The organism is Rossellomorea sp. DA94, from assembly GCF_029834455.1.
In the GTDB taxonomy this organism is placed as follows: domain Bacteria; phylum Bacillota; class Bacilli; order Bacillales; family Bacillaceae_B; genus Rossellomorea; species Rossellomorea vietnamensis.
Genome location: NZ_CP122397.1, coordinates 2,650,745 through 2,674,422 on the forward strand (window position 1 = coordinate 2,650,745; position 23,678 = coordinate 2,674,422).

Consider the following 23,678-nt stretch of genomic DNA (forward strand, 5'->3'; position numbering starts at 1 on the left):
TATCCACAGGAAAATATGGTACAGTATGATAGTGAAATCACCATGCTGTATCTGAAGCCATTCAGGAGGAGTACGTTCAATGAGAGAAACTCATACAATGAAAGATAAGATCAAACAACTATCCATCATACTCATCCCCATCCTAGTCACGCAGCTCGGGATGTTTGCCATGAATTTCTTCGACACGATCATGTCAGGGAAATACTCTCCCATTGATCTGGCAGGTGTCGCCATCGGCTCTTCCCTTTGGGTACCCGTCTTCACAGGATTAAGCGGGATCCTTTTGGCCGTGACGCCCATCGTCGCCCAATTGAATGGACGTGGCAATAAAAAAGAAGTTCCCCATACCGTGTTACAAGGTGTGTATGCTGCCATCGCTTTATCCCTTATCGTCATGGTGACTGGGGGACTCGCCCTCAATCCGATATTAAATGGTATGAATATAGAACCTGAAGTCCGTATGGTGGCGAAGGAGTATCTCATTGCCCTCTCGTTCGGAATGATTCCCTTATTCATCTATAATGTATTAAGATCATTCATCGACGCCCTTGGGATGACGAGGGTGACCATGTTCATTACTCTCATGTCCCTGCCGATTAATGTCGTATTCAATTATCTTCTTATTTTTGGTAAGTTGGGACTCCCTGCACTTGGAGGTGTGGGTGCAGGTGTTGCCTCTGCCATCACCTATTGGCTTATTACGCTCATCGCCTTCTGGGTCGTCCATACAAAAGGGCCTTTCAGCCAATATACGATCTTCCGTACCTTCCATAAGCCTGACCTGGCTAAGTGGAAAGAAATCTTTGTGATCGGGGTACCGATTGGTTTATCCATTTTCTTCGAAGTAAGTATTTTTTCAGCTGTTACTTTGTTGATGAGCAATTACGATACAGTGGTCATTGCTGCTCACCAGGCAGCGATCAATTTTGCATCCTTCCTCTATATGATCCCTCTGAGCATTTCCATGGCCTTGACCATCGTCGTAGGCTTTGAGGTCGGTGCCAAGAGGCTTAGGGATGCAAAGGTTTACAGCTGGATGGGCGTCAGCTTTGCATTGCTGTTAGCGGTCATATATGGAATCATATTACTCGTCTTCCGTTCTGAAATCGCCTATCTGTACTCGGATGATGGGTATGTATTAGAATTAACGGCTCACTTCTTATTGTATGCCGTTTTCTTCCAACTTTCAGACGCGATACAAGCCCCTGTGCAAGGTGCCCTTAGAGGATATAAGGATGTCAATATCACCTTCATCATGGCTCTTGTATCGTATTGGGTGATTGGCCTTCCATTGGGTTATATCCTTGCTAACTACACTACTTTTGGTCCATACGGCTACTGGCTTGGGCTTACATCCGGCTTAACGGCAGGCGCCATCACATTGTCGGGTCGGCTCCTATTTATACAAAAGAAATATAGAAAACAATATAGTCATTAGAATAGTGACTGAAAGAGCAACGGAATTCATTGCCGTTGCTCTTTATTGATGAAATACCTTTCCTAGAACATCCTTACCACCTGTAACGGGAATAATGGAACCGGTAATGAAATCGGATTCTTCCTGACACAGGAACGAAATGATCCTCGCCAAATCCTCCCCTGTTCCGGGTCGGCCAATCGGTGTATGTGGATCATATTGTTCTTTGGCCCTGCTGATTTCGCCTTCTTTCCAATCACCTATTATGTCACCAGGGCAGACCATATTTGCCGTTATGCCGTTTTCTGCTTCTTCGATTGAAATCGTTTTTGTGAAGGAAGCGAGTCCCGCTTTCGCCGCAGCGAAGGCAGAACGATAAATCCAGCCCGGTGCTGATTCGACCCTGTCATATCCAAATGTGATGATTCTTCCCCATTGCTTTTCACGCATCTTTGGAATCAATAACCTGGATAAGTAAAATACACTATTTAAATTCCCATTCACAATATAATTCCATTCCTCTGGGGAATATTCGGCAAAAGACTTTCGTTCTTTAACATAGGGTCCGGCATTGTGAATCAGGATGTCGACGCTCTCCACCTTATTCCAGATTTCGGATGCCATCCTTTCACATTCTTCCGGCACGGAAATGTCCCCCTTAACCGGGATGATGGAATTGGAGTAGGTTTGGGTTAATTCATCAACCAACCCTTCTACAAAAGAATCCTCACTTCTATAATTCAGGATGACCGTGTAACCTTGTTTAGAGAATTCCTCCACGGTCTTTCTTCCGATTCCCTTTGATCCGCCCGTTATCAGGACAACTTTAACTTCTTTCATCAAGCTCACTCCACGTACTCGTTATATTTCAATAGTAAGAATGATTATCATGAAATGCAAATCTAAGCTCTTACATAACTCGTTCAACATGGTATGAAAAAAGAGGCGTATAGCATCATTTGATTACGGAAAACTAAAAAAAGCAGCCTCTCCAAAGAGAGACTGCTTTTCGTTCATGAAATTACTTACCGATGAACTGTTGAGTCCAGTAGTTACCGTTCTCTACATATCCCACACCAATGTGAGTGTAGTTTGAACTCATGATGTTTTTACGGTGACCTTCACTATTCATCCATGCCTGTACTACTTCTTCAGGAGTCTGTTGACCCATAGCGATGTTTTCACCTGCAGAGCTGTACTCGATACCAAACTGCTTCATCATGTCGAATGGTGAACCATACGTAGGGCTTGTGTGAGAGAAGTAGTTGTTCGCTTGCATATCACGAGACTTCTCACGTGCTACCTTGCTTAATTCTGCATCTACTTTAAGAGCTGGAAGACCTTGTTTTGCACGTTCCTGGTTAGTTAATTCCACTACTTTTTGTTCAAACTGGCTTAATTGACCAGATTGTTCACTTGCTTGCTCTGACTGTTGTTTTTGCTCATTTGAAGCCGGAGCTGGAGCTGGTGCTTCTGACTTAGGTGCAGGTGCTTCTGCTTTTGGTGCTTCTGCCGGTGCAGGTGCTTCTGCTTTTGGTGCTTCCTTAGCCGGAGCAGGTGCCGCCGCCTCTGCTTTTGGAGCCTGTCCATTCAATAATTCTTGTACATTTATATTTTGACCGTTGATTTGGTATTTTGATAGAACATCTTGAACAAATTTGTTTAGATCTTCTTGATTACCATTATATTTAAAGGCGTTCACTTTTTGAGCGACCTTATCTTGTGCTGGACACGGTGCTGCAGCGTCAGCTTTACCTGCTGCGAATGGAGTTGCTAATAATGTTAATGCTGTTGCTGCTGAAACCATCATTTTCTTATTCATAAAAATGAATTCCTCCTTAGTGAATGTGTTTTTCTTTGCTGCACATTCATCATACCACCCTGTTTTTGTTACATTTACGGGAGAACTTGGTAACTAGTAATCAATTGTTCTATTTTGAAAGACAATTTCCTTATAGTAAGATAGTAACCACTGATTCTAGTAGGGAGAAAAGCACTTTTTAAATGATTTACTTACATTTCCAACAGCTGAATGAATTGGATGCTGCAACTAATTATTACCGGTATCTTATTCTTGACAGGTTTTTAAGAGCCCATCCAATGTAACGGATATTACAGGAACATTTCAAAACAGGAAGGATTTCATCCCAAAGAAAGGTATTCATTGCATTTTTTGTCAGAATCGATGAGCAGGTATCCCTTCACACCGAAGCCTAGCCGTTTTAATTGTCTCACGCCCACATTACACTCGACGAAATTGCTTCCCATCACAATGACAGGCCCTTTTGGAATATCACTTGCATATCTTCGAATGTATCCGCAAGGCAAGGCTATGACCTCTTCGCAATCTCCTTTGGACGAGTCCTGATAATCCCTGACATCCACTACGACATGTTCTGTCGTCACTTCAAGGGAATTCCATTGTTTTGTTCGTACGGGAACATATCGATAATAGATCATATATGAGAGTATACTGACTAATAATATGGTTAGTAGAGGCATACTGGTATCACCCTTTTCATTAAACTCCTCTCATTATATACCTGAGCAGGTATAGTTGAAAAGCGAACTGCTCGTATTTACTTTCATGATGATCAATCCTGATTAGAGATTCCTGTCTTTCATTAATTGTGCGGCCATTTCGATATGTAGATGAATTAAACGGACTTTATCATCGTTTGACAAGTCGGATTCAGTAATTCTTTTAGTGGCCAAATAATATTTAACCTCAATAGACTTACGAACCCTCGGGTGACTATTAGCATCTTGGAGTTCACGTTTAATGGCTTCTTTCAATACTTGTTCCGGTGATACGTCATTGTTTGCTAACATGCGGTTTTTCCATATTTGTCTGTATGATATCAGCAAATCGTTGAATACTACTGACATATTCAATCATCCTTTACATAAAATCTTTATTTTTTAACCATACTAAAAAAAAACGAAGAAAGGTGATCTTAATGACTACACCCTATCGCTGTCCCAGCTGTAAAACGAATCGAACACGATTTAATATTATACAACAAGTACCTCAGAGTGTGAAACTTGATCCTGCTTCAGGAGAAGTCGTTCAGAATTACGAGCAAAATCAACTCGAGCCGTTCCACCTCGCTTACAACGGTCCCCAGTTAAAAGTTCAATGTGCGGCTTGCGGCCTGGTGGAGGATGAAATGACCTTTAAGAAATTTGGAGAAAGCACAATGTCATAATCAGAAAGAGGGTAACCAAGCCTGCTACTTGCAGCAGACATGGTCACCCTCTTTTATTTCATGGTCATCAGTGATTGGAAGCTTTTTTAAGCTTCGTTTCCTTTTCTTCCTCTGGAACATCTTTATTTGACATCCTTAATGGGATCTCTTTCATAAAGAAGGTTAAAACAAATCCTACGAGGAGAACCATGGCTCCAATAAAGAAAACATTCGTTAACGCATAGCTCAATGATTCTCTGACACCATCCAGAATGGATGCATAGATCCCTTGGAATTCTTGTGGCAATGTTGATTGAAGCTCTTTTAATTTCCCGCCGTTCATGATGTTCTGTGGATCTTGAAGCTGCTTCATGACGCCAGCCGTTTCAGGATCTGTCAGTAATGGAGAGTCTTTTACTGCAGACATTTTCTCTGTCATCTTTGACGTCATGGAAGAATTCATCACAGTCCCCATGATGGCTACCCCTATCGTCCCTCCGATTTGTCTGAACAATTGCGTAGCAGCCGTAGCGACACCAAGGAACTTATGCTGCACTGCGTTTTGAACCGTCAGTGTAAAGACGGGAAAACTCAGTCCAAGTCCCGTTCCTACTATAATGATATTCATCAGGGCTCTGGCGTTGGTCGTATCCGTATCCATAAAGGATAATAGGATCATACCCGTACTCATGACGAACAAACCAATCAGTGCAAGAAACTTATATTTCCCTGTCTTTGTAATGATTTGTCCCCCGATCGTACTGGCAAATACCATACTCAATGTCATAGGCATCATCACAAGTCCGGACTTTGTCGCAGAGGTACCCATTACGCCTTGAATGAAGAACGGCATATACATAATGGCCCCGAACATTCCGGCTCCGAGTATGAATCCAATGATATTGGAAAGGGTGAAGATCTTATTTTTAAACAATTGCAGTGGAAGTACAGGGTTACTTGCTCTTTTTTCCGTTATGATGAATAGGACCAGTGCTACAACCGAGATGGTCAGTAGTCCAATGATTTGAAGGGAAACCCATTCATAATCGTTTCCACCCCACGTAAAGGCAAGTAATAACGGAATGATCGTTAAAGTCAGCATGATCGATCCCAGGTAATCCACTTTCAAGCCTCTATTTGGTTCTTGGGAAGGGAACATTTTATAAATCATCCCAAATGCAATGAAACCTACCGGAAGGAATACCCAGAATACCCAGTGCCAATCGGCATTATCTACGATCCAACCCCCAAGTGTCGGACCGAATACACTGGCTAAACCAAACACACTGCTCATCAGCCCCTGCCATTTCCCTCTTTCACGTGGAGAGAATAAGTCCCCGACAGCAGTAAAGGCGGTGGACATGATCATTCCGGCCCCGAATCCTTGAATCCCCCGGAAAATGATTAACTGTATGATGGAAGCGGAAAGCCCGTTTAAGAACGAACCAATCATAAAGACTCCTATTCCAAGTAGAATAAAAGGCTTCCTTCCATACATATCGGATAATTTACCGACCAATATGGCGGTTACGGAGCTGGTCAACATGAAGATGGTGAATACCCAGCTATAATAATCCATGCCTCCGATTTCAGAAATGATCTTCGGCAATGCAGTCCCCACAATGGTCTGATTCAATGCGGCAAATAACATGGCTGACATGATCGCAATCATGATCAGTACTTTTTTACGATGTTCTAAATGCTCCATATTCTCTGTCTCCCTCAATATTTATAGTATGAATAATTAACCAACTTAAGTAAATGAGCATAATAGAAGGGATGACCAATCTAAAGGTCAACCCTTTTTTCATTCCTGTCAAATATATGGCTGAACACCTCTGTTTCTGAAGCAGAACAGTGACATTTACAGGACATTATCTTGTAACACGTTATGACTTACGAACGGATGAACTCAACAGTTTCTCGAACAGTTCGATCAGGTGCTCGATCTCCTCTTTTTCAAAGGTTTGGAATAACTGCTGAAAATAGTGCGACTTCTTCTCTTCACATTGTGCCAGCACTTCCACTCCTTCAGGAGTAACCGCCAACTCTACGACTCTACGATCTTCATTGGATCGTTGTCTTGTAATATAGCCTTTTTCAACTAGTGTATCAGTAATAGACGTAATGTGACTTGCAGAGACTTCCATTCGCTTTGAAATTTCCGAGGATTTCAGTGCACCATTTTCCCTGATGAGTTGAAGCACCCGGAACTCCCCATTTGAAATGAATTCTCCAAAGATGGTTCGAATATCTGATTTCATCATTCTAAACACGGACCTAAACAGTCCTTCTAGCTCGAACAATTCTTTTCCCACTAAAAATCGACCTTTCTTACACTCAATAAATACTTCACTAAGTTAACTATTAAATAATATACATTTTATTCGATCTTGTCAATGGTTTTATCTTGTTATGGTCATGATCATGTCTACTCCCCATTTGGAAAAAAGGACGATCCCTATCGATAATCCCGTTCCGCACAACAGACCTGTCAACAATCGAAGTATGTTTGTACTCTTCCTCCACCCCCACTTCTGGGTGAACCCGTCAGCTAAAAGGGGGAAAGTCAGCACACCAGCCGTCACAAGAGTGATAAACGATAAGGAGGGAACCACAAGCCAGATGATCGGGATCCCCAAAAGTATTCCCATGAGTATTCCCATGCATCTGAAGCATACCGGGAATTGCTTCCCCTTCACAATCAGTGAACGTTCCGGTATTCTGTGACACGGCATAAAGGAGAGGGTATACCATTCTTTCACTTCATTCCCCTCCTATGGGCTGCAGTCCGGTGTACAGTCACAGTCCGGTGAATCGCAGTCGAATTTATTCCCTCTTGGCGAGGGCAGGCAGTCAGGGGAATAAATGGCGCAATCCCAACAGTCATTCGTTCTTTGCCTGCCATGATTTTTGCGCTGATAATAGACGATCGTCCAGATGAACAACAGGATACTGACCACGATCATGCCGGAGAAGATGAACAGCTGCAGTGAGGTTTCATGAACACTTAAGCCGTAAACCCCCGCAATAAATAATATGAGTTCCACACAAAACATTAAGAAAACCATATAAGGACTCCCCTACCCCCTTAAGAATTACTCCGTCAGGTCAATCTTCTGTAAAGACTGTACTATTTCTTCTTTATGTAAATTTTCTCCGATTATGACGAAGTTGGTAGGGTATTTCATATCTCCGGGCATAAAGAGGGGCATCCCGTATGAGTACTGAAACAACGTTGGATAGTTCCTGCCTTTCAAAGGGACGTATCCTTTCATCCTGTATATGGAATCAGGCTGGCTTTTCACCCATTCCTCAAAGGCTTCTCCACTCACTTTTCCGCTGAACGTATAAACTACCGCTTGGAGAGTCAGATGTTCCCCAATGGAAGCTCGATCATACGTATGTGTTTCTTGTTGTGCTTTTAAAGACAGAATATCTTTCATGGACACTTGAGAGTAATTCGTTAAATACACCTTGGCATTTTGATTCAATTGTTGTAGTTCATACGAGAATGTCCCTTGCTCCATTTCAGTCAGCAAGTCCATTTTATTCGCAATGATGAACTGTGCATGACGGATTTGTTCTCTCATCAAATGTAAGACAGCCGGACTGAAGTCGCCCCTGTTCCGCCATTGAAGACCATCCACCACCGTGAGGATACCCCTGAATTCAAAACGATCGGCAAACAGAGGGGACAGGATGGAATCGACCACCTCAACTGGGTGTGCAGCACCCGTTGTTTCAATGACCAGTACATCAAAGTCTTCGTTCAGTAGAAGTTCCTGGAGCTGGGACTCCAATTTTTCTGAAATGGTACAGCAAATACAGCCATCAAGAAGTTCACGCAATGCTGTGTCATCATCAACCGCATCACTATCGATGGATACACTTCCTAATTCATTCATCAGCACCGCGGGTTTTTTATCATGATCCTTTAAGGACTTCAGCAATTGTTTAAGTAAAGTCGTTTTTCCACTGCCAAGAAATCCCGATAATATATAGACATCTTTTTTCATGTAATCTTCCTTTCCAATGATCCCTATACACATTTTATTAGAAAGTGAATAGGAACACAACGGACATCACCGATGGATGACAATAGGCAGGGAAGAATTATTCGTTTAATGAGCGTTATCCACTTTTTTACGCATAGAATGTAATATGGCTGTGTACCGTCGTATTGATACCTGAAGAAACAGTAAAAGGTGGGAAGATTCATGTATTATGAGAAGATTGTTCCGCTTAAACTTAGAGATTTCCTGAAGAATCCTTCTCATGAAACATTGAAGGATCTGTTACTTCATAATACAGGGGAAACAGATTATGTGGATTTCAAGTCCGATTGGATCGAATTCACCAAGATGGCAAAACATATCCTTGCCATTTCCAATACAGGAGGTGGATGTATCATCGTCGGGGTGATGCAATTTGATGACGGATCAGTCGATTTAAAAGGACTGACCGATGAAGAATTTCTCGATAAAGCAGATGTTGATAATAAACTCCAACATCTGCTGCCTAAATATGTGCGGTATCGCACCGAAGATTTCATTTTCCCTGAAAGCACCCATCCATTGGTGAGCCTTAAACGATTCCAAGTCCTTATCATCGATTATGATCCAAGGTACGTTCCTTACACTTCCATTGTCACAAGGGGGGAATTGAGATATGGAGCAATTTATGCAAGGCAAGGAACCAAGACGATTGAAGCCACTCACGACAAATTAGTGGATGTCATTCTCCGGAAAGTGCAGTCAGGAGGGTCAGACAGCGATGATAAAACATTGAAGGAACACCTTGAGCACTTAAAAATCCTTCATACGGAACATGATCTGGCAGAAGATCAGAAATATAAAGACTATCTGCACGAATTGATCATAAGGAAAATGAAAAAAATTGAATCGTTCCTGGACCTTGATTCTTCTGAATTTCATTCATGGTGACTTGAACCAAGAAAATCCATGATGGCTTCCCGATTCTTTTGTTCATCCATATCGAGGACCAGTCCTGCACGGGCAGCCTTAAGATCAGTGAAGCTTCCTTCAACCGGTATCCTGATCGTATCCACTTTGTCGATTGGATGAAGCATGACAGACATCCCATATTTCAGAATCTCACTTATAGGAGTGGAGGTTTCCACGTTTTTCAATCCCTCTCTGATGAGAGATACAAGAGTCTTCATCCCTTCACCCGTCTCCATTTTTTCCATCAGGCTCTTTTCTGCCAATGACATGATCTCCTGCTGTCTTTCCACTCTCCCAAAGTCGTTCTGACTATCCCCCCTGAACCTTACATATTGCAGAATTTCTTCTCCTTTCAGTACGTTTTCACCCGGTTCTCTCGACCAATTCCAGTGAGCGATCATTGGTTCTGTCACCGTAACCGGTACCCCTTCAGGAAACACAAGGTCCATCATACTGATGAACTCTTTGAAATCAATTTTAATGGTATGGTGTATGTTCAGATCGAAGTTTTTTTGTATCGTATCAGCTAATAATTCTTCCCCTCCCCAGGAATATGCGTGATTGATCTTGCTCTTTTCATAACCGGGAATCTCGACGAATGTATCCCTCATGATGGAAACGATTTTAATAGTCGACGACTCTGGCCAGTATTGAGCAACCATTAGTACGTCAGCCCGTGCAGGCTCATTTTCGCGCTGATCTGAACCTATCAGGAGGAAGTTTACCGGTTGCTTATTTTCATCAAGGGTAAAAGGAAAAACCGATCCATCGGAAGTATTTAATACTTTTTTCGGGGTAGACCCCTTTTCTACAGCAGGCACTCCTTCATCCTTCCAAATCGGAGAACAGCTCACCGCTACAAAGAGAGAAAGTAGGATTGAAAGGATTAACACTATCTTTTTCATTGAATCACCTCATATATACTTTCATTGTTGGTATGGAATGAACATTCTATACGAGGATTCAGAAACCAATTCGGCAATCGGCCGCTGCTGCAGGACAAAAAAAGATCCCAGGTGATATCACCTGAGACCTCTGATTTATTGATCTTTGTTTAACACTTCAATCGCTTTTTTCAGTTGGGGGTCGTTTTCTTTCAGCTTTTCTCTTAGGTCGGTCATAAGCTTCAAGATGGTTTCCCCGTTCAGTGTGCCCGTCACTTCCAGGTCGTTCTCCCCTTGGAATTCCTTAACGGCTGCCGTTGTATCTGCATCATAATAGCCGTCTACTTTCCCTGGATCTAAATCCAGAGCTTCGAGCATTTGCTCTGCTGTTTTCACAGAATCTGATAAATCTTCTTCCTTTAGTTCCTTGTCCGGGTTGATATAAGGAAGCTGGGCATAATCAGGCATCTTCACTTCGACATCTGGCTTGATTCCTTTTTCATGAATCCAGTTTCCTTTAGGCGTCAGCCATTTAGCCGTCGTAAACTTCATATTTGAGCCATCTTTGAAGGTTTCGGCCGTTTGGACGGTCCCCTTACCGAATGTCTTCGTCCCAACCAAAGGTATATCATTGGATTCGCTTACAGCTGCTGAAAGAATTTCTGCAGCACTTGCACTTCCTTCATCAACCAGGACGGCTGTAGGGACTTCTACCTTCTGACCTGATTCTGATACATACTTTTCCACTTTACCGTTACTGTCTTTCACCTGGAATAAGACTTCACCTTCAGGTACAAACAGATTCGAGATCTTTACAGCTTGATCAAGTAATCCACCCGGATTTTGTCTAAGATCCAGAACAAGTTTCTTCATGCCTTTATCGTTCATTTCATTTAACGCTTCTGTCAATTCTTTATACGTATTTTCTGAAAAACTTGTGATTTGGATTTCTGCTACACCATTATCTTTCATCTCAGCATAAACCGTTTCGATCGGGATCTCATCTCTGGTGATGGTTACCTCCATCGGTTTATCCTGACCTGGCCGTTGAATGGTCAGCGTTACCTTTGTCCCTTTTTCTCCACGAATGAGAAGAACGGCATCTGTCACAGACATTCCCTGAATGCTTTTGTCATCCACCTTCGTGATGATGTCGTTAGGCTGCAGGCCGGCTTTTTCTGCAGGGGACCCTTTAATTGGAGAGACGATGGATATGTAACCATCTTTCTCCTGAATTTCTGCTCCGATCCCTTCAAACGAAGAAGAAATGCTTTCCTGGAACTTCTTAGCCTCTTCTTCGTTCATATAATCCGAATAGGGGTCCCCGACGCTATCGATCATCCCATTGATCGCACCGTTCACAAGTTTGTCCTGATCCAGGTCCTTGTAATAGTTCTGGTTTAACTTATCATAGGCTTCATAAAGCTTCTGAAATTCAGAGCGTTCTGTAACCCCTACGTTAACTGCTTTTTCATCTCCAAACGCCAATGCAAATGTTGTAATTCCTGCCGTTAGGAATACAAGGAAAAATAAGAGCATGACGAATTTGAATTTTTTCATTTTTATATAACTTGACTGGGTTTCCTGTTGTGCCTGTTCTGTCTTATCTTGTTCCAAAGCTTCCACCACTTTCGTTGCTATGTATCTTGTGTGAATTTTCGTTTAGAATATCATGAAACATTCCCCTGAGCAATCTTAAGCTCATAACTTCTTCATTCTATCAGCTTTTCCATGTTAGCGAAAGGAAAATCCATCTTCCCCCTTATGATGCGTCAAAATCGTCGTAAAAAACCCCACCGTGCTTACCGCTAACAAAGAATATAAAAATGGTCCCATTCCAATAATGGGGAATCCTGCCATGAGGACGATGCTATCAAAGGCGAAGATCAGCTTACCCACATTCCATCCAAAACTCTTTCCAATTAATTGTGCTAATAAGTCAGATCCACCTGTAGCAGAATTCCCCCTTAGCATGAGGCCGACTCCGATTCCGACAAAAGCTCCTCCAAAAAAAGCACTCAATAATTGGGGAAGATGTACGAGGGTATGCCATTGATAAAAGTAATCGATCATTAAAGAGGATAACCACAGGCCGTGAATACTGTTATAAAAAAGGATTCGATCTTTAAAGAAGGCAAGCAGATAAAGGGGGATACTCAGGAGAATGATGGTAAGACCTGGTTTCACACCAAGCCAGTAGTGGGCAATCAAACCGATCCCGATCATGCCCCCATCAAGAAAATGATGGGGGACAAAAAATAGATTGATGCCTATACCTACGAAAATACTGCCAATGATGATTATACTGAACACCCTTATCATACCATCCACCCACCCATTCCAAATTGGACATCCCTTCTTACTGTTGTATGTGGAATCGCAATAAAAGAGAACAAAGCGGAACGGAATTCGTCCACTTTAAAAGCAGAAAGAACTTGAAATCCTTAAAACCCCATCTAAAAAAGGGTCAGGAACCGTTGGCCCTGACCCCTAATCATCATTAGATTTTCTTTACATTATTAAAGTATTCTTCAAGTGTCCAATCGTTTTCATGAATCACTTTAGCGGCTTCCATCCCGACATATCTATAGTGCCAAGGTTCATATTGATATTGGGTAATGGACACCTTATCTTCGGGATAGCGAAGAATGAACCCGTACTTATATGCGTTCTCTGCCAGCCATTTTCCTTCTTTCGTATCAGCAAATTCTATGTTCACTTGAAATTGGTTACTTTGACTGGAAATATCCATAGCCAATCCAGATTGATGCTCACTTTGTCCCGGAGGCGCAACGGCCATGACCGCCTTTTCTTCGCCGAATTGGGCTATTTCCCTATCAAGGAGCATTTTTTGGTATTCGTATGAACGGTAACCTGAAATGGCTGTCAGGAATACCCCTCCAGCTTTGGCATCTGCGAACATCTTTTCCAGCTGGTCTGCCGCTTCTTTACGGAGGTGCGCTTTTTCAAGGTCCTGATCCCCGAATACGAATGGAACGTTTGGACGGACTAGATCGGCAGGTTTATATTCATCTAAAGCATATTCCTTATTTACCAATGCCAGTAAATTGGATGGATTTTGAATAACCTGTTTTCCGTCCACGACTTTTACGTCATTGAAGTATTGGGACTCTAATTGCAGCTCTTTAGGTACCGCTTCTTCGGCAGGCTGCTGTTCCGGCAATGATTGTTCATCCTGTTCGTTGTCAGGCGTTTGAACCTTTGGTTCTTTTTCCTGTGTCTCTTGCTGTTTTTGGCCAAATAATTCGTCTGACCACTCTTCCACTTGCGAACAACCTGATAACATAACCAGGGAGGCAGCAGTTATGAAGATGATCTTTTTCATACTTTCACCTAGTTTCTCTATAATGGTTCCATTCTCCATCTTACCATGCCCGGGGCAATATGTAAGCAGGAGAAACTTCACAAAATGAAAAACTGCCTATAAACCCGACATGGGATTGTAAGCAGTTTTTTCCTTTTGCTTCTATAAATTATTCTTGAATGGCTGCTTCTAAAGCTACTTCAATCATTTCATTGAAAGTCGTCTGACGCTCTTCTGAAGAGGTTTCTTCCCCTGTCAGGATATGATCGCTTACTGTCAGAACTGAAAGGGCATTTCGACCATATTTGGCTGCCAATGTGTAAAGGGCGGACGTTTCCATTTCAATGGCAAGGATACCATATTGAGCCCACTTCTCATGCTCCGCATTGTCATTGTAGAACATGTCGGCAGTGAATACGTTTCCGACTTTCAGATTAAGACCTTTTTCTACCCCTGCATCGTATGCTCGTTTTAAAAGGTCGAAGTTCGCGGTAGGAGAATAATCGATCCCGTTGAACGTTAATTTATTCATTTGAGAATCAGTGGACGAAGTCATAGCCAGGATGACGTCACGTACTTTGACGTCCTTTTGAATGGCACCACAAGTACCGACACGAATCAAGTTCTGAACGTTATAACTCTGCATCAATTCATTGATATAAATGGAAATCGACGGGACACCCATTCCAGTTCCCTGTACCGAAATTCTTTTTCCTTTGTACGTTCCCGTGTATCCAAACATATTACGGACTTCGTTGTAGCATGTTACATCTTCTAAGAACGTTTCCGCAATATACTTTGCTCTAAGTGGATCCCCAGGTAAAAGAACTGTTTCTGCAATTTCGTTTTCTTTCGCATTAATATGTATACTCACTTAAATATTCCTCCTATTAAGACTGTTGAAAGACCATTGTAATTCTTTTTCCGGACATATGCAACGCTAGGAAATGGAAGGATAGAATGATGAATGAGAGGTCAAAATAAAGGCAGAAGGAGTGATTGAACATGACTAAAGAAAAAATGAGCAAAAAACTGAAGCAAGCAGTACAACATGCAAATGAAACCAACCCTTCTACCCGGTCGGGGACCCAACCAACTTCTTCAAGAACAGAAAAGCTTAAATCATAACAAAGGGGGACACATGGATGGGAAAAAAACACCGAAATAGAATCAATGCCCCTAAGAAAAATAATCATATCCCAAAAGAAGCATTGGATGCCGAGCATAATGCACACGGGAAAGAGAACACAGGTCTAAATAGAAAAAATGGTCCGGGACATAATATGTAAGGACTTATATAAAAAAGGAAAGAATCCGGCCTGTGAGGCAGATTCTTTCCTTTTTTCGAATAGTACTTTATCTAATGAATGACGATCCGGTTCACCCGCTTCCATCCATTTGGTTGGAGACGATAATAATGATGGCCCCTCCGCCCTTCATCAATGAAAACGATGTCACGTGTAGCAATATATCTGCCTTGATAATCCTTTGGAATCAAGTCTGGTACATTAAACGTTCTAAATGTCTGATACAGGGCTTCTTCATGGTTATTTGCTTCAACCGAGATACGATAAACCTTTTCGTACCCTTTATCCTCCCCATATTTAGGGGTTTGGAAAATGGTCACGTCATAAGTCGATCTCAAAAGCTTTGGACGAATGATTTTTTCAAGTAATGGCATGAGCACCCCTCCGTCATTATGTTGTACTCATACAATTACACAAACTGCGTGTCGAATCCTTCACAGAATCATAGGAATCTTTGTCGAATGGAGTATTTTACGCAAATTTGTCGATGGCTTGTTGAAGTTTCGATGCTAAATGGGGGACATCGGACGAGCTTATGGTCAGTCTGACCATGGATTCATCCATTTCGAGAGCTTCAGCCAGGAACCCACCCAGTCCCCTCGCCCGTCTGTCCACTTCCAGAAGCAGGTCCACCCGGTCTTCCGTTTGATTCAGGAACATCACTTCAAGTTCATCCAAATTACGCTGATATGGTCCATTTACCGGTACAAACTCAAACTCCTGAATAAAAGGATATCTCCCTCTGTAACGTTTCGGCGCCTCTTCACATTCCACTGTACGAATTCTGAAGCCGAGTTGCTCTACAGAAGTCAGGACGGCATTCGTCAACTGATTCGGCACGATTTCAATATAGTCTTTGTCTTTTGGATCCACTGCATTTTTAATATCGACCCCTGTGGCTACCCATACCCTGGTGTTCCCATATGTGATCGGGGTTTCAAAGGGCAGGGTGAAGGTAAATGGAAAATCTTTTTTTTCATTTTCCAAAACGGTGAATGGATTGGATATTTGCACTTTCTGAATCGGTGCGTAATCTGTATATTTCTTGTCATCCGATTCACGAATATATGTAGTGAAAAGGGTTAAATAGATGGCATCGATACTCTGCTCCGTACTTCCCCCCGTAATTTCCACCACCCCGTTTACCGTCTCCCCAGCAACGTAGCTTGATTTCTCCAATTTCGTATCCACTGATGCTGCTCCAATACCGATTGAAGCAAATACTTTATTAAAAAATGACATATGAAAATTCCTCCTCGTTTATTGGTTGTGAAATATTTCAATCCCTTTAATAAATCCCCGGTAGACTTAGATCCTACATGATTTTCTTCGTTCCCTCTTTTCAAGATTACAAATCTACATTATAAATCTACTTTTAAGGAATTCTTCCACCAAACACTTTTTTCCTTCTTGCTATAACAATTCCTAAAGATGCGGGGAAGATAAAGTTTCAGTGCATCCCTTCCATTCCCGAATATTGGACGTGATTAGAAAATAACTTCTTGTAAAGGAGTTAATCAAGAAGTGTTTCTATATATGTATCTATATACGATTCACCTCAAGTTTAGTTTCACACGAGAGAATATTTTTCATTTTTTTTGAGAGGTGTGATTACTTGGGTTATTCACCGTTTCAAGTCATCTCAAACCTATTCAAACCGGGTAAACAATTGAATATTTCCCCCCTTCTTGATGTTCAGGCGGTTAACAGGCTTTACGGCGAAATGAAGCAGGAACCGGTCCCTTATGTCTATTTTCCTGAAGAGCAAGCTTTGTTCGAGGAGATTTTCATCAAAGTGAAAAAAGGCAATGTCAATAACCTGACAAGAACTTCTTCCTATCTTGATTTATTCAAAAGACACCCTGAACTGCACTGGTCCTTTCTTGCCCACATGGTATCGAGAAATGCCGGTTATCATATGACAGATATCCAGAACGATCTGCTCTCACATCTAATGAGTCACACCGAACAACAATCTCTATTCGAGTTCCTGGAGCAATGTAATGCAGCTATCTTTGAAGACGCGTATCCTCAACTATTACTTTATGAAAACTGGAAATTAACCGGCCGCCACTCCTTTCACCTCCTGAAAAAGTTCAACGTTTCAATATTCATGCGGAAGCTATGGGCAGATTATCTCAAGACAGGGAATCACCCAGTATTGACCACCGCACTCATTATGAATGAGCAGCACCTGATTCAAAACAAGATATTATCCAGTCCCGAGCTTAATATGGGAATTGAAAAGTGGAAGTTTTTTCTACAGGACCGGCTTGAATTCACTTCCATCCTTTTCCCTTATGGCAAGCAGTCCCCATTCTCCCTGGCCGGCCTTTCCGTTTCCCACTTTGAGAAAGTGGATCGCAGAATACAATTAGGCAAGAAATTATATAGAGTATTATTCCATCCGAATGTTTACCCCACTGCATTATCTTTCTCCCTTCACCATCCTCATACGGGATCCAGGGAAGATTATTGGCCGCATATTTACTCAACTGTGAAGAAAAGAAAGCATTTATTCAGCCCCGAGCTAAGAGCCGTCTGGGAAAATATTCATTATGAAGATCCTTCGTCGCCGGATTGGTTTAGAGAGCAACCGATTGATGTGATGTCTCCCCTTTTGACGATGACGAACCCTCATCGATTTTCTATGACCCGTAAATGGAAGGCAAGAACGACTATTCTTTTGAAACTAAAGAGGGATTGACACAAAATAATGTGCCCCCCTTCCTTCATACATGAAGGTATGGGCGACACATCAGAGTCAATCCCCGTTATATGAATGGTCGTTGGCATACTAATTGAAATCCAGATCGATGGGTGAATAGAATCTAAACCTCATCTTCCCATTCTTCATCAATGATACATTTGGCAATCAGATACTCGAATGTGATGTCCGCTATTTCTTCCAGCTCATCTTCTGATGGTGCATATCCTCTTTGGATCAGTTCTTTCATAAAGAACTCAGCAATTTCCTCGGTGTCGATAAAGACTTCTATCTCCCGCATGTGATCGCCCCCTTTGATTCTCAATTTATGACAATACTATCCCGGTTATGCCAGGAAAAAAAGTTTTCATAACACTTTAAAGACAAGCATAGACTTTATCATCAAAGGTAGAGGAGCGGATAGTATGTTACATACATTTACCCAAAAAACGAAATCGATGGTAAGAGACCTGGAAAATGGAGAAGGGATCATTGTTTCAGGCATGCAATGGATCCTTCGTGTCATACTATTATCATTCCTGGTCATAAGCGTCCCGGTTTTTCTATATATTATGTGGCTTATTCCTTCTCTTTGACGATAGACTGTGTGTTTGTATGATTCTTCAACTGTTCTAACACATAATCCATTTTATTCTTGTATTTACTATCATTGAATAATAGATACAGTGTTTTGTAGTCATTGTAATGATCAAGGAGCTGATCAATCCAGGTTGGCTTTGGAAATGCAGGTGAATGGAGAGATTTGGATTTACCTTCTTTTTTTTGCGGGAAGACAAATCCATATTTCTTTATGAAAGCTTCCGCCTGCTCTTCATCGGCAACCAGGGTAATTTCATCTTCGTCCGCCTCCAGCCATTCCCCATCCGTGATCCTCATTAATTCATAGATCACGTCTTCCCATGCATCATCTTTATATCGCCATATCTCTGTTCTGAAACCCACCACTTTAAAGAGATCCTCTTCGTATCCCTTTACAAGGACAAGGTCACCAAACAGAAATTTGTATTCAATATCGATCTGTTCCTGTTCAAAAATATATCCATCATAAGAATCAAGCAGTTCTAATGCTTTTTCCTTGAATAACCCTTCACTTTCGTTGACCTCATATAAAAACTCTCCGTCAATCTTTTTAATGTCTGTGATTTTCCCGACGGTACCATAGATTGTAACGACTACCGTTTCCCCAACTCTGAATCTAGGCTCTTTTCGTTTCTTCATTCTCCCCTCACCCTTAATCGCCTTTTTTATATGATATGCAATAACAATCATATCGGTATACACGAAATCCCTGACTATCTTTTCTTTAGGGTAAGAAATGTTTTCATGTAATGGCCAAAAAACAAATCAATAAGCATACCGCGGGACTTTTTAAAAAAGGACCGACGTTTGCGGGAAACAAATGTCAGTCCGTTGGCTTGGATTATCGTTAATCTTTTTCTTCTAATTGGTACTGGTCCCAGGCCATGTCGAAGATGGACATGTTTTCAAGGTAGTGCCCATTCATTTCGAGATAGGAGCTGATTTCATGGTATTGCCCGGACTGTTTCGGAAAGCTGTGATCATCATAAGCTGAATTCGCAAATCGGGTTATATCATCCTTGGCAGTAGGTTGCCTGTATTTCATCAAATAATGATAAAAGGATTTTCTCATCTCTTCCACCTGCCCTCGTTCTTTCTTTTCTAAAAGGATAGCGGAAGAAGATGAATTCGTAAAGTGTTTGCATCAAAAGAGAGCATATCGGTGCCTCTACCTGCTAAAACCGAAAATAATTCTTCTTAAGTAAGCGGGGAAGAGCCATTAGCTCTTTATAAGAAATCACTTTATCAATTACCCTCGTATCAATCAGCATCAGTTGGTCCTCGATTTCATTGATGATGGATTCCTCTTGATAGTCCATCCCGCAATGACTGCAAGAGAGGCTCGGGACATTCGCAATCTGAACCGCCCGTGAGCCATCGGGCAGCTCCCAATACACACTTGACTGATGAGCATGAGCCGTGTTCTCTTCACACCATTCGCACAGTTTCACCGTATTTTCAGCCATTGATGGTTTCTTCCTTATCATCATTTTTGTCCTGATTCATTTTTGAAAGCATCGCTTTATGCTTCTTTTCCTTCAGCTGATCCCTTTTTCCCCTGAAGTCCTTGAGAGAGTTATGATCCGGGTTCTCCTGATATTCCTTGCGACGTTCCAAACGCTTGAGACCTGCAGGTGTAAGAGAGGAATGTGTCTGATTCATCAATCCAGCGATCCCTATGGTAGGTTCATTGATTTCTTCATCATGATAAACTTCTTTAAAGTATTCATCCGCCCTTCCTGCTACGTATTCCTCCGGTTCCGGATAGGTGGAAATGACGCCTTCGAAATTCCTTACGACCACTTTCGAAGCACTTTGGGATATCAGGTAATTCGGTTGAAGGGATATTTTCCCTCCGCCTCCGGGAGCATCCAACACGAAGGTCGGTACGGCGTAACCCGATGTGTGTCCCCTCAATCCTTCAATGATTTCAAGCCCTTTGCTGACAGGTGCCCTGAAATGACCGATTCCCTCCGATAGGTCACATTGATAAATATAATACGGGCGCACGCGAATTTTAACCAGATCGTGCATAAGTTTCTTCATGATTGGAACGCTGTCATTGATGCCAGCCAGGATCACAGCTTGATTCCCTACAGGAACCCCTGCATTCACAAGCATCTCACATGCCTTTTTGGACTCTTCCGTAATTTCAATGGATGTATTGAAGTGAGTATTTAACCAAACCGGATGGTATTTCTTTAATATATTACACAGGTTTTCAGTGATCCGTTGTGGAAACACGACAGGAGCCCTCGTTCCGATCCGGATGATCTCGACATGGGGGATGTCCCTCAGGTTCTTTAATATATACTCGAGTATTTGATCATTGATCAAGAGACCATCCCCGCCGGAAAGCAGGACGTCCCTTACGCTCGGCGTTTCCCTTATATATTCAATGGCCGCGTCAAGCTGCTTCTTCGGGACACCCATTCCGATCTGCCCGGAAAACCTCCTTCTCGTACAGTATCTGCAGTACATGGAACATTGATTGGTGACGAGGAATAACACCCTGTCCGGGTATCTGTGCGTTAACCCCGGTACCGGTGAATCCTCATCTTCATGCAAAGGATCTTCCAGGTCATACTTTGTTTTATGGATCTCCTGGCCAATCGGAACGGATTGCATCCGGATCGGGCAGCGGGGGTCATCCTCATTCATCAGCCATGCATAGTAAGGAGTGATATTCAACGGAATGGTCTTGGTTGAAATTTTGACCCCTTCTTCTTCCTCCGGCGTCAAGTTCACCACTTTCTTTAAGTCATCAAGGGTTCTGATTGTGTTTGTCAGCTGCCATAACCAGTCATTCCATTGTTCATCCGTGACATCTTTCCAAAGCTCAATATCCTTCCAATCCCTTTTTGGTTTATAGAGATTCATTTTCATCTATTCCACCAACTTTCCAGAAAGTTTCGTTCCACAAGACCAGGAGAATCCTTCTACCTTTCACTTAAATCCTTCTCCCAAATGTTCATATCTTCCATTTTGTCAAAGATGATGCAGTTATTCGCAAGTCTCCCACCATATCTGTACCCAAGCTGGTGGAATGCAGCATTCATCCCAAATGAAAGTGCTCTGGCAATCGTATAAGCGCAAAAAATGTTCTGTTTCACTAATTCATCCTCAAGCTTCGTCAGCAGATGCTTCATATACCCGCCTTTACGATGAGAAGATCTCGTAGCACAATCCGTTAGTTCAGCATTCTTGTTGGTTGCAGATATTTCAGCAGAAGCGGCGCTGATGATCCTTCCATCCTCCTCGATATATACAAAGATTGTCCCATTTTTCATGGATTCTTTTATATAATCGGGATCTTGTAATGGTACAGGATATAGCGTGAACACTTCTTGATAGAGATCTGCTAATTTCTCTGCGTGCCCACCGGTGGCTACAGATATCAATCCTGATCCTTCCATGGTTTTACTATCCAGCTGTTGAACCGCTTGAAGAATGTCATCCTCTTTTCTCCAAAAAGAACTATTCCTTCGATCATCCGTCAGAAATTTACTCATAAAGAAAGCACTGTCTCCCCTAAAGTAACCGTTTACTCCCCCCTCTACAATAAATCCCTTTTCTATCAGGTGGGCAACCTGATTTGACTTTGCCTTCACAATGAACTTTTCGAACTGATGGGTCTCAGCAATATTCACCATGAGCTCCAATAGCCTTCCTGCATTCCCCCTGAATTCATCCACCCGGAGTCTACGATTATAATCATCTTTATAAATGGTCGCTTCCACTTTTGGTTGTTGTATATATTCATATGTTTGCATTCTTTTAAGCCCCTTTTTAACAAACATATGAAGGCATGAGATAAGTTATGAAACAAACCACCATAAAAAGGGAACAACCTCATACTTGAATCAAGTGAGTTGTTCCTGTCTAAGGGTGAAGAAAGGGGTGGGTGTTTGACTTCGTTCTTTTGTCCTGGTGTGTCCGGGTCATGACTAATCCTCTCTCAGGCGAATGAGTATAGCATCTTATTACCTTCTACCCCATTGGGATAGAAATCATGAGGGTTTATTACACCAATCGATCATAAATCGAGAAAAAATTTCAGCCGATTGGTAAACCCTCTCTAATTCGATGTATTCATTTGCATTATGGGCCACTTGGGTTGTGCCCGGTCCAAAAATCACCACAGGCATATTGCCTCCTTGAGACAAAATCCCCCCATCCGTTCCCCAGGGTGAGGCTTCAATGATCGGCTCAGACGACATTACCTGCTTAGCATGCAGCGACAGGGTGTTAACTAATTCATGGTCACTTGGAAGGTTGCCTGGCTGCCAGCGCCCGCCAAACCATTCCACCTCGACAGGGTGTTCATCAAACCATGGATCGATTGATTTCAGCTTGGAAATTTCAGTTGTGAATTCCTGTTCGACTTCATGGAGTGTCTCCCAGGGTCCGACTCCTATCCTGCCTTCAATGATAGCCGTATCAGGAACGGAAGATGGCCATTTCCCACTTTCGATTCTTCCGATATTAACGGGTAACGGGATGGGAATATTCCGATACAATGGATCATCCACCCTCTCGTTACGTACATTCTCCAATTCCTGAAGAACTCCAATGACCTTATATGCTTTCTCTATTGCATTTACCCCTTCATACCTCGTTCCCCCGTGTGCAGATTTTCCTTTTACCTTTAGGCGAAACCACATGGATCCTTGCTGTTTAGGGAAGATCTTCATATTGGTCGGCTCAGGAATGATGACAGCATCCGCCTTATAGCCTCTAGTCAATGTGGCTAAGGTACCCGTTCCCCCACTTTCCTCTTCTATGACACTTTGAAAGATCACATCTCCCTTTAAAGGAATATTCAACTCCTGTATCACTTCGATGGCGAGTAGCAAAGCGACCGAACCGCCTTTCATATCCGTTGCTCCCCGCCCGTAAAGCTTCCCGTCCTCGATGAGTCCGCTATAGGGATCGTGAATCCAATCTCTTCTATCCCCTTCCGGTACAACATCGATATGTCCATTTAAAAGAAGGCTCTTTCCGCCGCCTGTGCCTTTTAAAACCCCTACCACATTGGGATTACCTTTAAAATTAGTCCGGTCACATTTGTAAAAGGGATGATGCTTGATATCAGTCTCTTTTATTTCCCAAATGTCCAGATCCAATCCGAGCTTTCTGCATTTCTCTATGATGATTGCCTGTGCCTTTGATTCGTTTCCCCTGACACTATCTTCCTGGACCAGTCTTTGCAGAAGCTTGATCGTCCTTTTCTTTTTTTCTTCTATTTTATCTTTTATGAGGCGATGAGTATCCATTTGAATT

30 protein-coding genes are annotated in these 23,678 nt (G+C 42.3%); 7 read left to right on the forward strand and 23 right to left on the reverse strand.

All coding sequences use genetic code 11. The features are described from left to right. The first annotated feature begins 79 nt into the window (after nucleotides 1-79). Complete coding sequence (locus P8596_RS13760; RefSeq protein WP_279724153.1) at nucleotides 80-1,438, forward strand: MATE family efflux transporter; 1,359 nt, start codon at nucleotides 80-82, stop codon at nucleotides 1,436-1,438. A 42-nt stretch (nucleotides 1,439-1,480) separates the two neighbouring features. Here the strand turns inward: P8596_RS13760 and P8596_RS13765 are convergent, their stop codons facing one another. The 4 genes from P8596_RS13765 to P8596_RS13780 form a co-directional block, all read right to left on the reverse strand. Then, nucleotides 1,481-2,257 carry an SDR family oxidoreductase gene (locus P8596_RS13765; protein ID WP_279724154.1) on the reverse strand — a complete coding sequence of 259 codons (777 nt, stop codon included), beginning with the start codon at nucleotides 2,255-2,257 and terminating at the stop codon, nucleotides 1,481-1,483. 181 nt (nucleotides 2,258-2,438) lie between these two features. After that, nucleotides 2,439-3,239, reverse strand: coding sequence for a CAP domain-containing protein (locus tag P8596_RS13770; RefSeq protein ID WP_279724155.1), 801 nt, complete (start codon nucleotides 3,237-3,239; stop codon nucleotides 2,439-2,441). A 320-nt stretch (nucleotides 3,240-3,559) separates the two neighbouring features. Then, a complete protein-coding gene (locus P8596_RS13775; RefSeq protein WP_279724156.1) occupies nucleotides 3,560-3,919 on the reverse strand; it encodes a rhodanese-like domain-containing protein in 360 nt (119 codons plus the stop codon). A gap of 102 nt (nucleotides 3,920-4,021) precedes the next feature. Then, nucleotides 4,022-4,306 (reverse strand): hypothetical protein, encoded by a 285-nt coding sequence (locus P8596_RS13780; protein WP_279724157.1) that lies wholly within the window; start codon nucleotides 4,304-4,306, stop codon nucleotides 4,022-4,024. 71 nt (nucleotides 4,307-4,377) lie between these two features. On the opposite strand from P8596_RS13780, the gene P8596_RS13785 reads away from it, so the two are divergent. Further along, a complete protein-coding gene (locus tag P8596_RS13785) occupies nucleotides 4,378-4,626 on the forward strand; it encodes a DNA alkylation repair protein (RefSeq protein ID WP_224519717.1) in 249 nt (82 codons plus the stop codon). Between the two features lie 67 nt (nucleotides 4,627-4,693). Here P8596_RS13785 and P8596_RS13790 read toward each other — a convergent pair whose 3' ends face one another. From P8596_RS13790 to P8596_RS13810, 5 genes are all read right to left on the reverse strand, one after another. Then, nucleotides 4,694-6,313 (reverse strand): MDR family MFS transporter, encoded by a 1,620-nt coding sequence (locus P8596_RS13790; RefSeq protein WP_061810783.1) that lies wholly within the window; start codon nucleotides 6,311-6,313, stop codon nucleotides 4,694-4,696. Nucleotides 6,314-6,494: 181 nt separating this feature from the next. Continuing rightward, nucleotides 6,495-6,872 (reverse strand): MarR family winged helix-turn-helix transcriptional regulator, encoded by a 378-nt coding sequence (locus tag P8596_RS13795; RefSeq protein WP_051758245.1) that lies wholly within the window; start codon nucleotides 6,870-6,872, stop codon nucleotides 6,495-6,497. Between the two features lie 138 nt (nucleotides 6,873-7,010). Next, on the reverse strand, nucleotides 7,011-7,370 hold the full coding sequence (locus P8596_RS13800) for a DUF2085 domain-containing protein (RefSeq protein ID WP_279724158.1): 360 nt from the start codon (nucleotides 7,368-7,370) through the stop codon (nucleotides 7,011-7,013). A gap of 12 nt (nucleotides 7,371-7,382) precedes the next feature. Then, entirely contained in the window at nucleotides 7,383-7,676 is a 294-nt protein-coding gene (locus tag P8596_RS13805; RefSeq protein WP_229592525.1) for a hypothetical protein, read from the reverse strand. A gap of 27 nt (nucleotides 7,677-7,703) precedes the next feature. Then, a complete protein-coding gene (locus P8596_RS13810; protein WP_224519712.1) occupies nucleotides 7,704-8,624 on the reverse strand; it encodes a CobW family GTP-binding protein in 921 nt (306 codons plus the stop codon). 201 nt (nucleotides 8,625-8,825) lie between these two features. Between P8596_RS13810 and P8596_RS13815 the strand changes: the two genes are divergently transcribed. After that, nucleotides 8,826-9,551, forward strand: coding sequence for an AlbA family DNA-binding domain-containing protein (locus P8596_RS13815; RefSeq protein WP_279724159.1), 726 nt, complete (start codon nucleotides 8,826-8,828; stop codon nucleotides 9,549-9,551). On the opposite strand, the gene P8596_RS13820 is transcribed toward P8596_RS13815, so the two are convergent. From P8596_RS13820 to deoD, 5 genes are all read right to left on the reverse strand, one after another. Beyond that, complete coding sequence (locus tag P8596_RS13820; protein ID WP_279724160.1) at nucleotides 9,539-10,477, reverse strand: LCP family protein; 939 nt, start codon at nucleotides 10,475-10,477, stop codon at nucleotides 9,539-9,541. The genes P8596_RS13815 and P8596_RS13820 overlap by 13 nt on opposite strands. A 135-nt stretch (nucleotides 10,478-10,612) precedes the next feature. Next, nucleotides 10,613-12,073, reverse strand: a complete 1,461-nt coding sequence (locus P8596_RS13825; protein WP_254651701.1) for a lmo1851 family serine protease — start codon at nucleotides 12,071-12,073, stop codon at nucleotides 10,613-10,615. A 117-nt stretch (nucleotides 12,074-12,190) separates the two neighbouring features. Continuing rightward, nucleotides 12,191-12,778, reverse strand: coding sequence for a YitT family protein (locus P8596_RS13830; RefSeq protein WP_279724161.1), 588 nt, complete (start codon nucleotides 12,776-12,778; stop codon nucleotides 12,191-12,193). Nucleotides 12,779-12,956: 178 nt separating this feature from the next. Further along, nucleotides 12,957-13,802 carry a M15 family metallopeptidase gene (locus P8596_RS13835; RefSeq protein ID WP_224519708.1) on the reverse strand — a complete coding sequence of 282 codons (846 nt, stop codon included), beginning with the start codon at nucleotides 13,800-13,802 and terminating at the stop codon, nucleotides 12,957-12,959. 148 nt (nucleotides 13,803-13,950) lie between these two features. Continuing rightward, nucleotides 13,951-14,655 (reverse strand): purine-nucleoside phosphorylase, encoded by a 705-nt coding sequence (gene deoD, locus P8596_RS13840; protein WP_034758629.1) that lies wholly within the window; start codon nucleotides 14,653-14,655, stop codon nucleotides 13,951-13,953. A gap of 131 nt (nucleotides 14,656-14,786) precedes the next feature. Between deoD and P8596_RS13845 the strand changes: the two genes are divergently transcribed. Beyond that, complete coding sequence (locus P8596_RS13845) at nucleotides 14,787-14,909, forward strand: hypothetical protein (RefSeq protein ID WP_263497516.1); 123 nt, start codon at nucleotides 14,787-14,789, stop codon at nucleotides 14,907-14,909. Between the two features lie 17 nt (nucleotides 14,910-14,926). Continuing rightward, nucleotides 14,927-15,070, forward strand: a complete 144-nt coding sequence (locus P8596_RS13850; protein WP_167562123.1) for a hypothetical protein — start codon at nucleotides 14,927-14,929, stop codon at nucleotides 15,068-15,070. 71 nt (nucleotides 15,071-15,141) lie between these two features. Here the strand turns inward: P8596_RS13850 and P8596_RS13855 are convergent, their stop codons facing one another. Together P8596_RS13855 and P8596_RS13860 are read right to left on the reverse strand one after the other, a co-directional pair. Continuing rightward, nucleotides 15,142-15,462: a YodL domain-containing protein gene (locus P8596_RS13855; protein WP_224519707.1), complete on the reverse strand. Its 321-nt coding sequence runs from the start codon at nucleotides 15,460-15,462 to the stop codon at nucleotides 15,142-15,144. A gap of 97 nt (nucleotides 15,463-15,559) precedes the next feature. Further along, nucleotides 15,560-16,330 carry a sporulation protein gene (locus P8596_RS13860; RefSeq protein ID WP_279724162.1) on the reverse strand — a complete coding sequence of 257 codons (771 nt, stop codon included), beginning with the start codon at nucleotides 16,328-16,330 and terminating at the stop codon, nucleotides 15,560-15,562. Between the two features lie 373 nt (nucleotides 16,331-16,703). Between P8596_RS13860 and P8596_RS13865 the strand changes: the two genes are divergently transcribed. Next, entirely contained in the window at nucleotides 16,704-17,795 is a 1,092-nt protein-coding gene (locus tag P8596_RS13865; RefSeq protein WP_279724163.1) for a DUF2515 family protein, read from the forward strand. A gap of 124 nt (nucleotides 17,796-17,919) precedes the next feature. Here the strand turns inward: P8596_RS13865 and P8596_RS13870 are convergent, their stop codons facing one another. Next, on the reverse strand, nucleotides 17,920-18,096 hold the full coding sequence (locus P8596_RS13870) for a YozD family protein (protein WP_079531952.1): 177 nt from the start codon (nucleotides 18,094-18,096) through the stop codon (nucleotides 17,920-17,922). 124 nt (nucleotides 18,097-18,220) lie between these two features. Between P8596_RS13870 and P8596_RS13875 the strand changes: the two genes are divergently transcribed. Further along, a complete protein-coding gene (locus tag P8596_RS13875) occupies nucleotides 18,221-18,391 on the forward strand; it encodes a hypothetical protein (protein ID WP_156029996.1) in 171 nt (56 codons plus the stop codon). On the opposite strand, the gene P8596_RS13880 is transcribed toward P8596_RS13875, so the two are convergent. The 6 genes from P8596_RS13880 to P8596_RS13905 form a co-directional block, all read right to left on the reverse strand. Beyond that, entirely contained in the window at nucleotides 18,375-19,034 is a 660-nt protein-coding gene (locus tag P8596_RS13880; RefSeq protein WP_034758621.1) for a germination protein YodN, read from the reverse strand. The two genes, P8596_RS13875 and P8596_RS13880, sit on opposite strands and share 17 nt — an antisense overlap. Nucleotides 19,035-19,242: 208 nt before the next feature. Continuing rightward, entirely contained in the window at nucleotides 19,243-19,467 is a 225-nt protein-coding gene (locus tag P8596_RS13885; protein ID WP_279724164.1) for a YozE family protein, read from the reverse strand. A gap of 103 nt (nucleotides 19,468-19,570) precedes the next feature. Continuing rightward, the gene (locus P8596_RS13890) at nucleotides 19,571-19,861 is read right to left on the reverse strand and encodes a YokU family protein (RefSeq protein ID WP_224519703.1); all 291 of its coding nucleotides are present in this window, start codon (nucleotides 19,859-19,861) and stop codon (nucleotides 19,571-19,573) included. Continuing rightward, entirely contained in the window at nucleotides 19,854-21,281 is a 1,428-nt protein-coding gene (gene kamA / locus P8596_RS13895) for a lysine 2,3-aminomutase (protein ID WP_224519702.1), read from the reverse strand. Before kamA ends, P8596_RS13890 begins: the two co-directional genes overlap by 8 nt. A 53-nt stretch (nucleotides 21,282-21,334) precedes the next feature. After that, nucleotides 21,335-22,168, reverse strand: a complete 834-nt coding sequence (gene ablB, locus P8596_RS13900) for a putative beta-lysine N-acetyltransferase (protein WP_279724165.1) — start codon at nucleotides 22,166-22,168, stop codon at nucleotides 21,335-21,337. Between the two features lie 237 nt (nucleotides 22,169-22,405). Further along, nucleotides 22,406-23,671: a peptidase gene (locus P8596_RS13905; protein ID WP_279724166.1), complete on the reverse strand. Its 1,266-nt coding sequence runs from the start codon at nucleotides 23,669-23,671 to the stop codon at nucleotides 22,406-22,408. Nucleotides 23,672-23,678 lie beyond the last annotated feature (7 nt).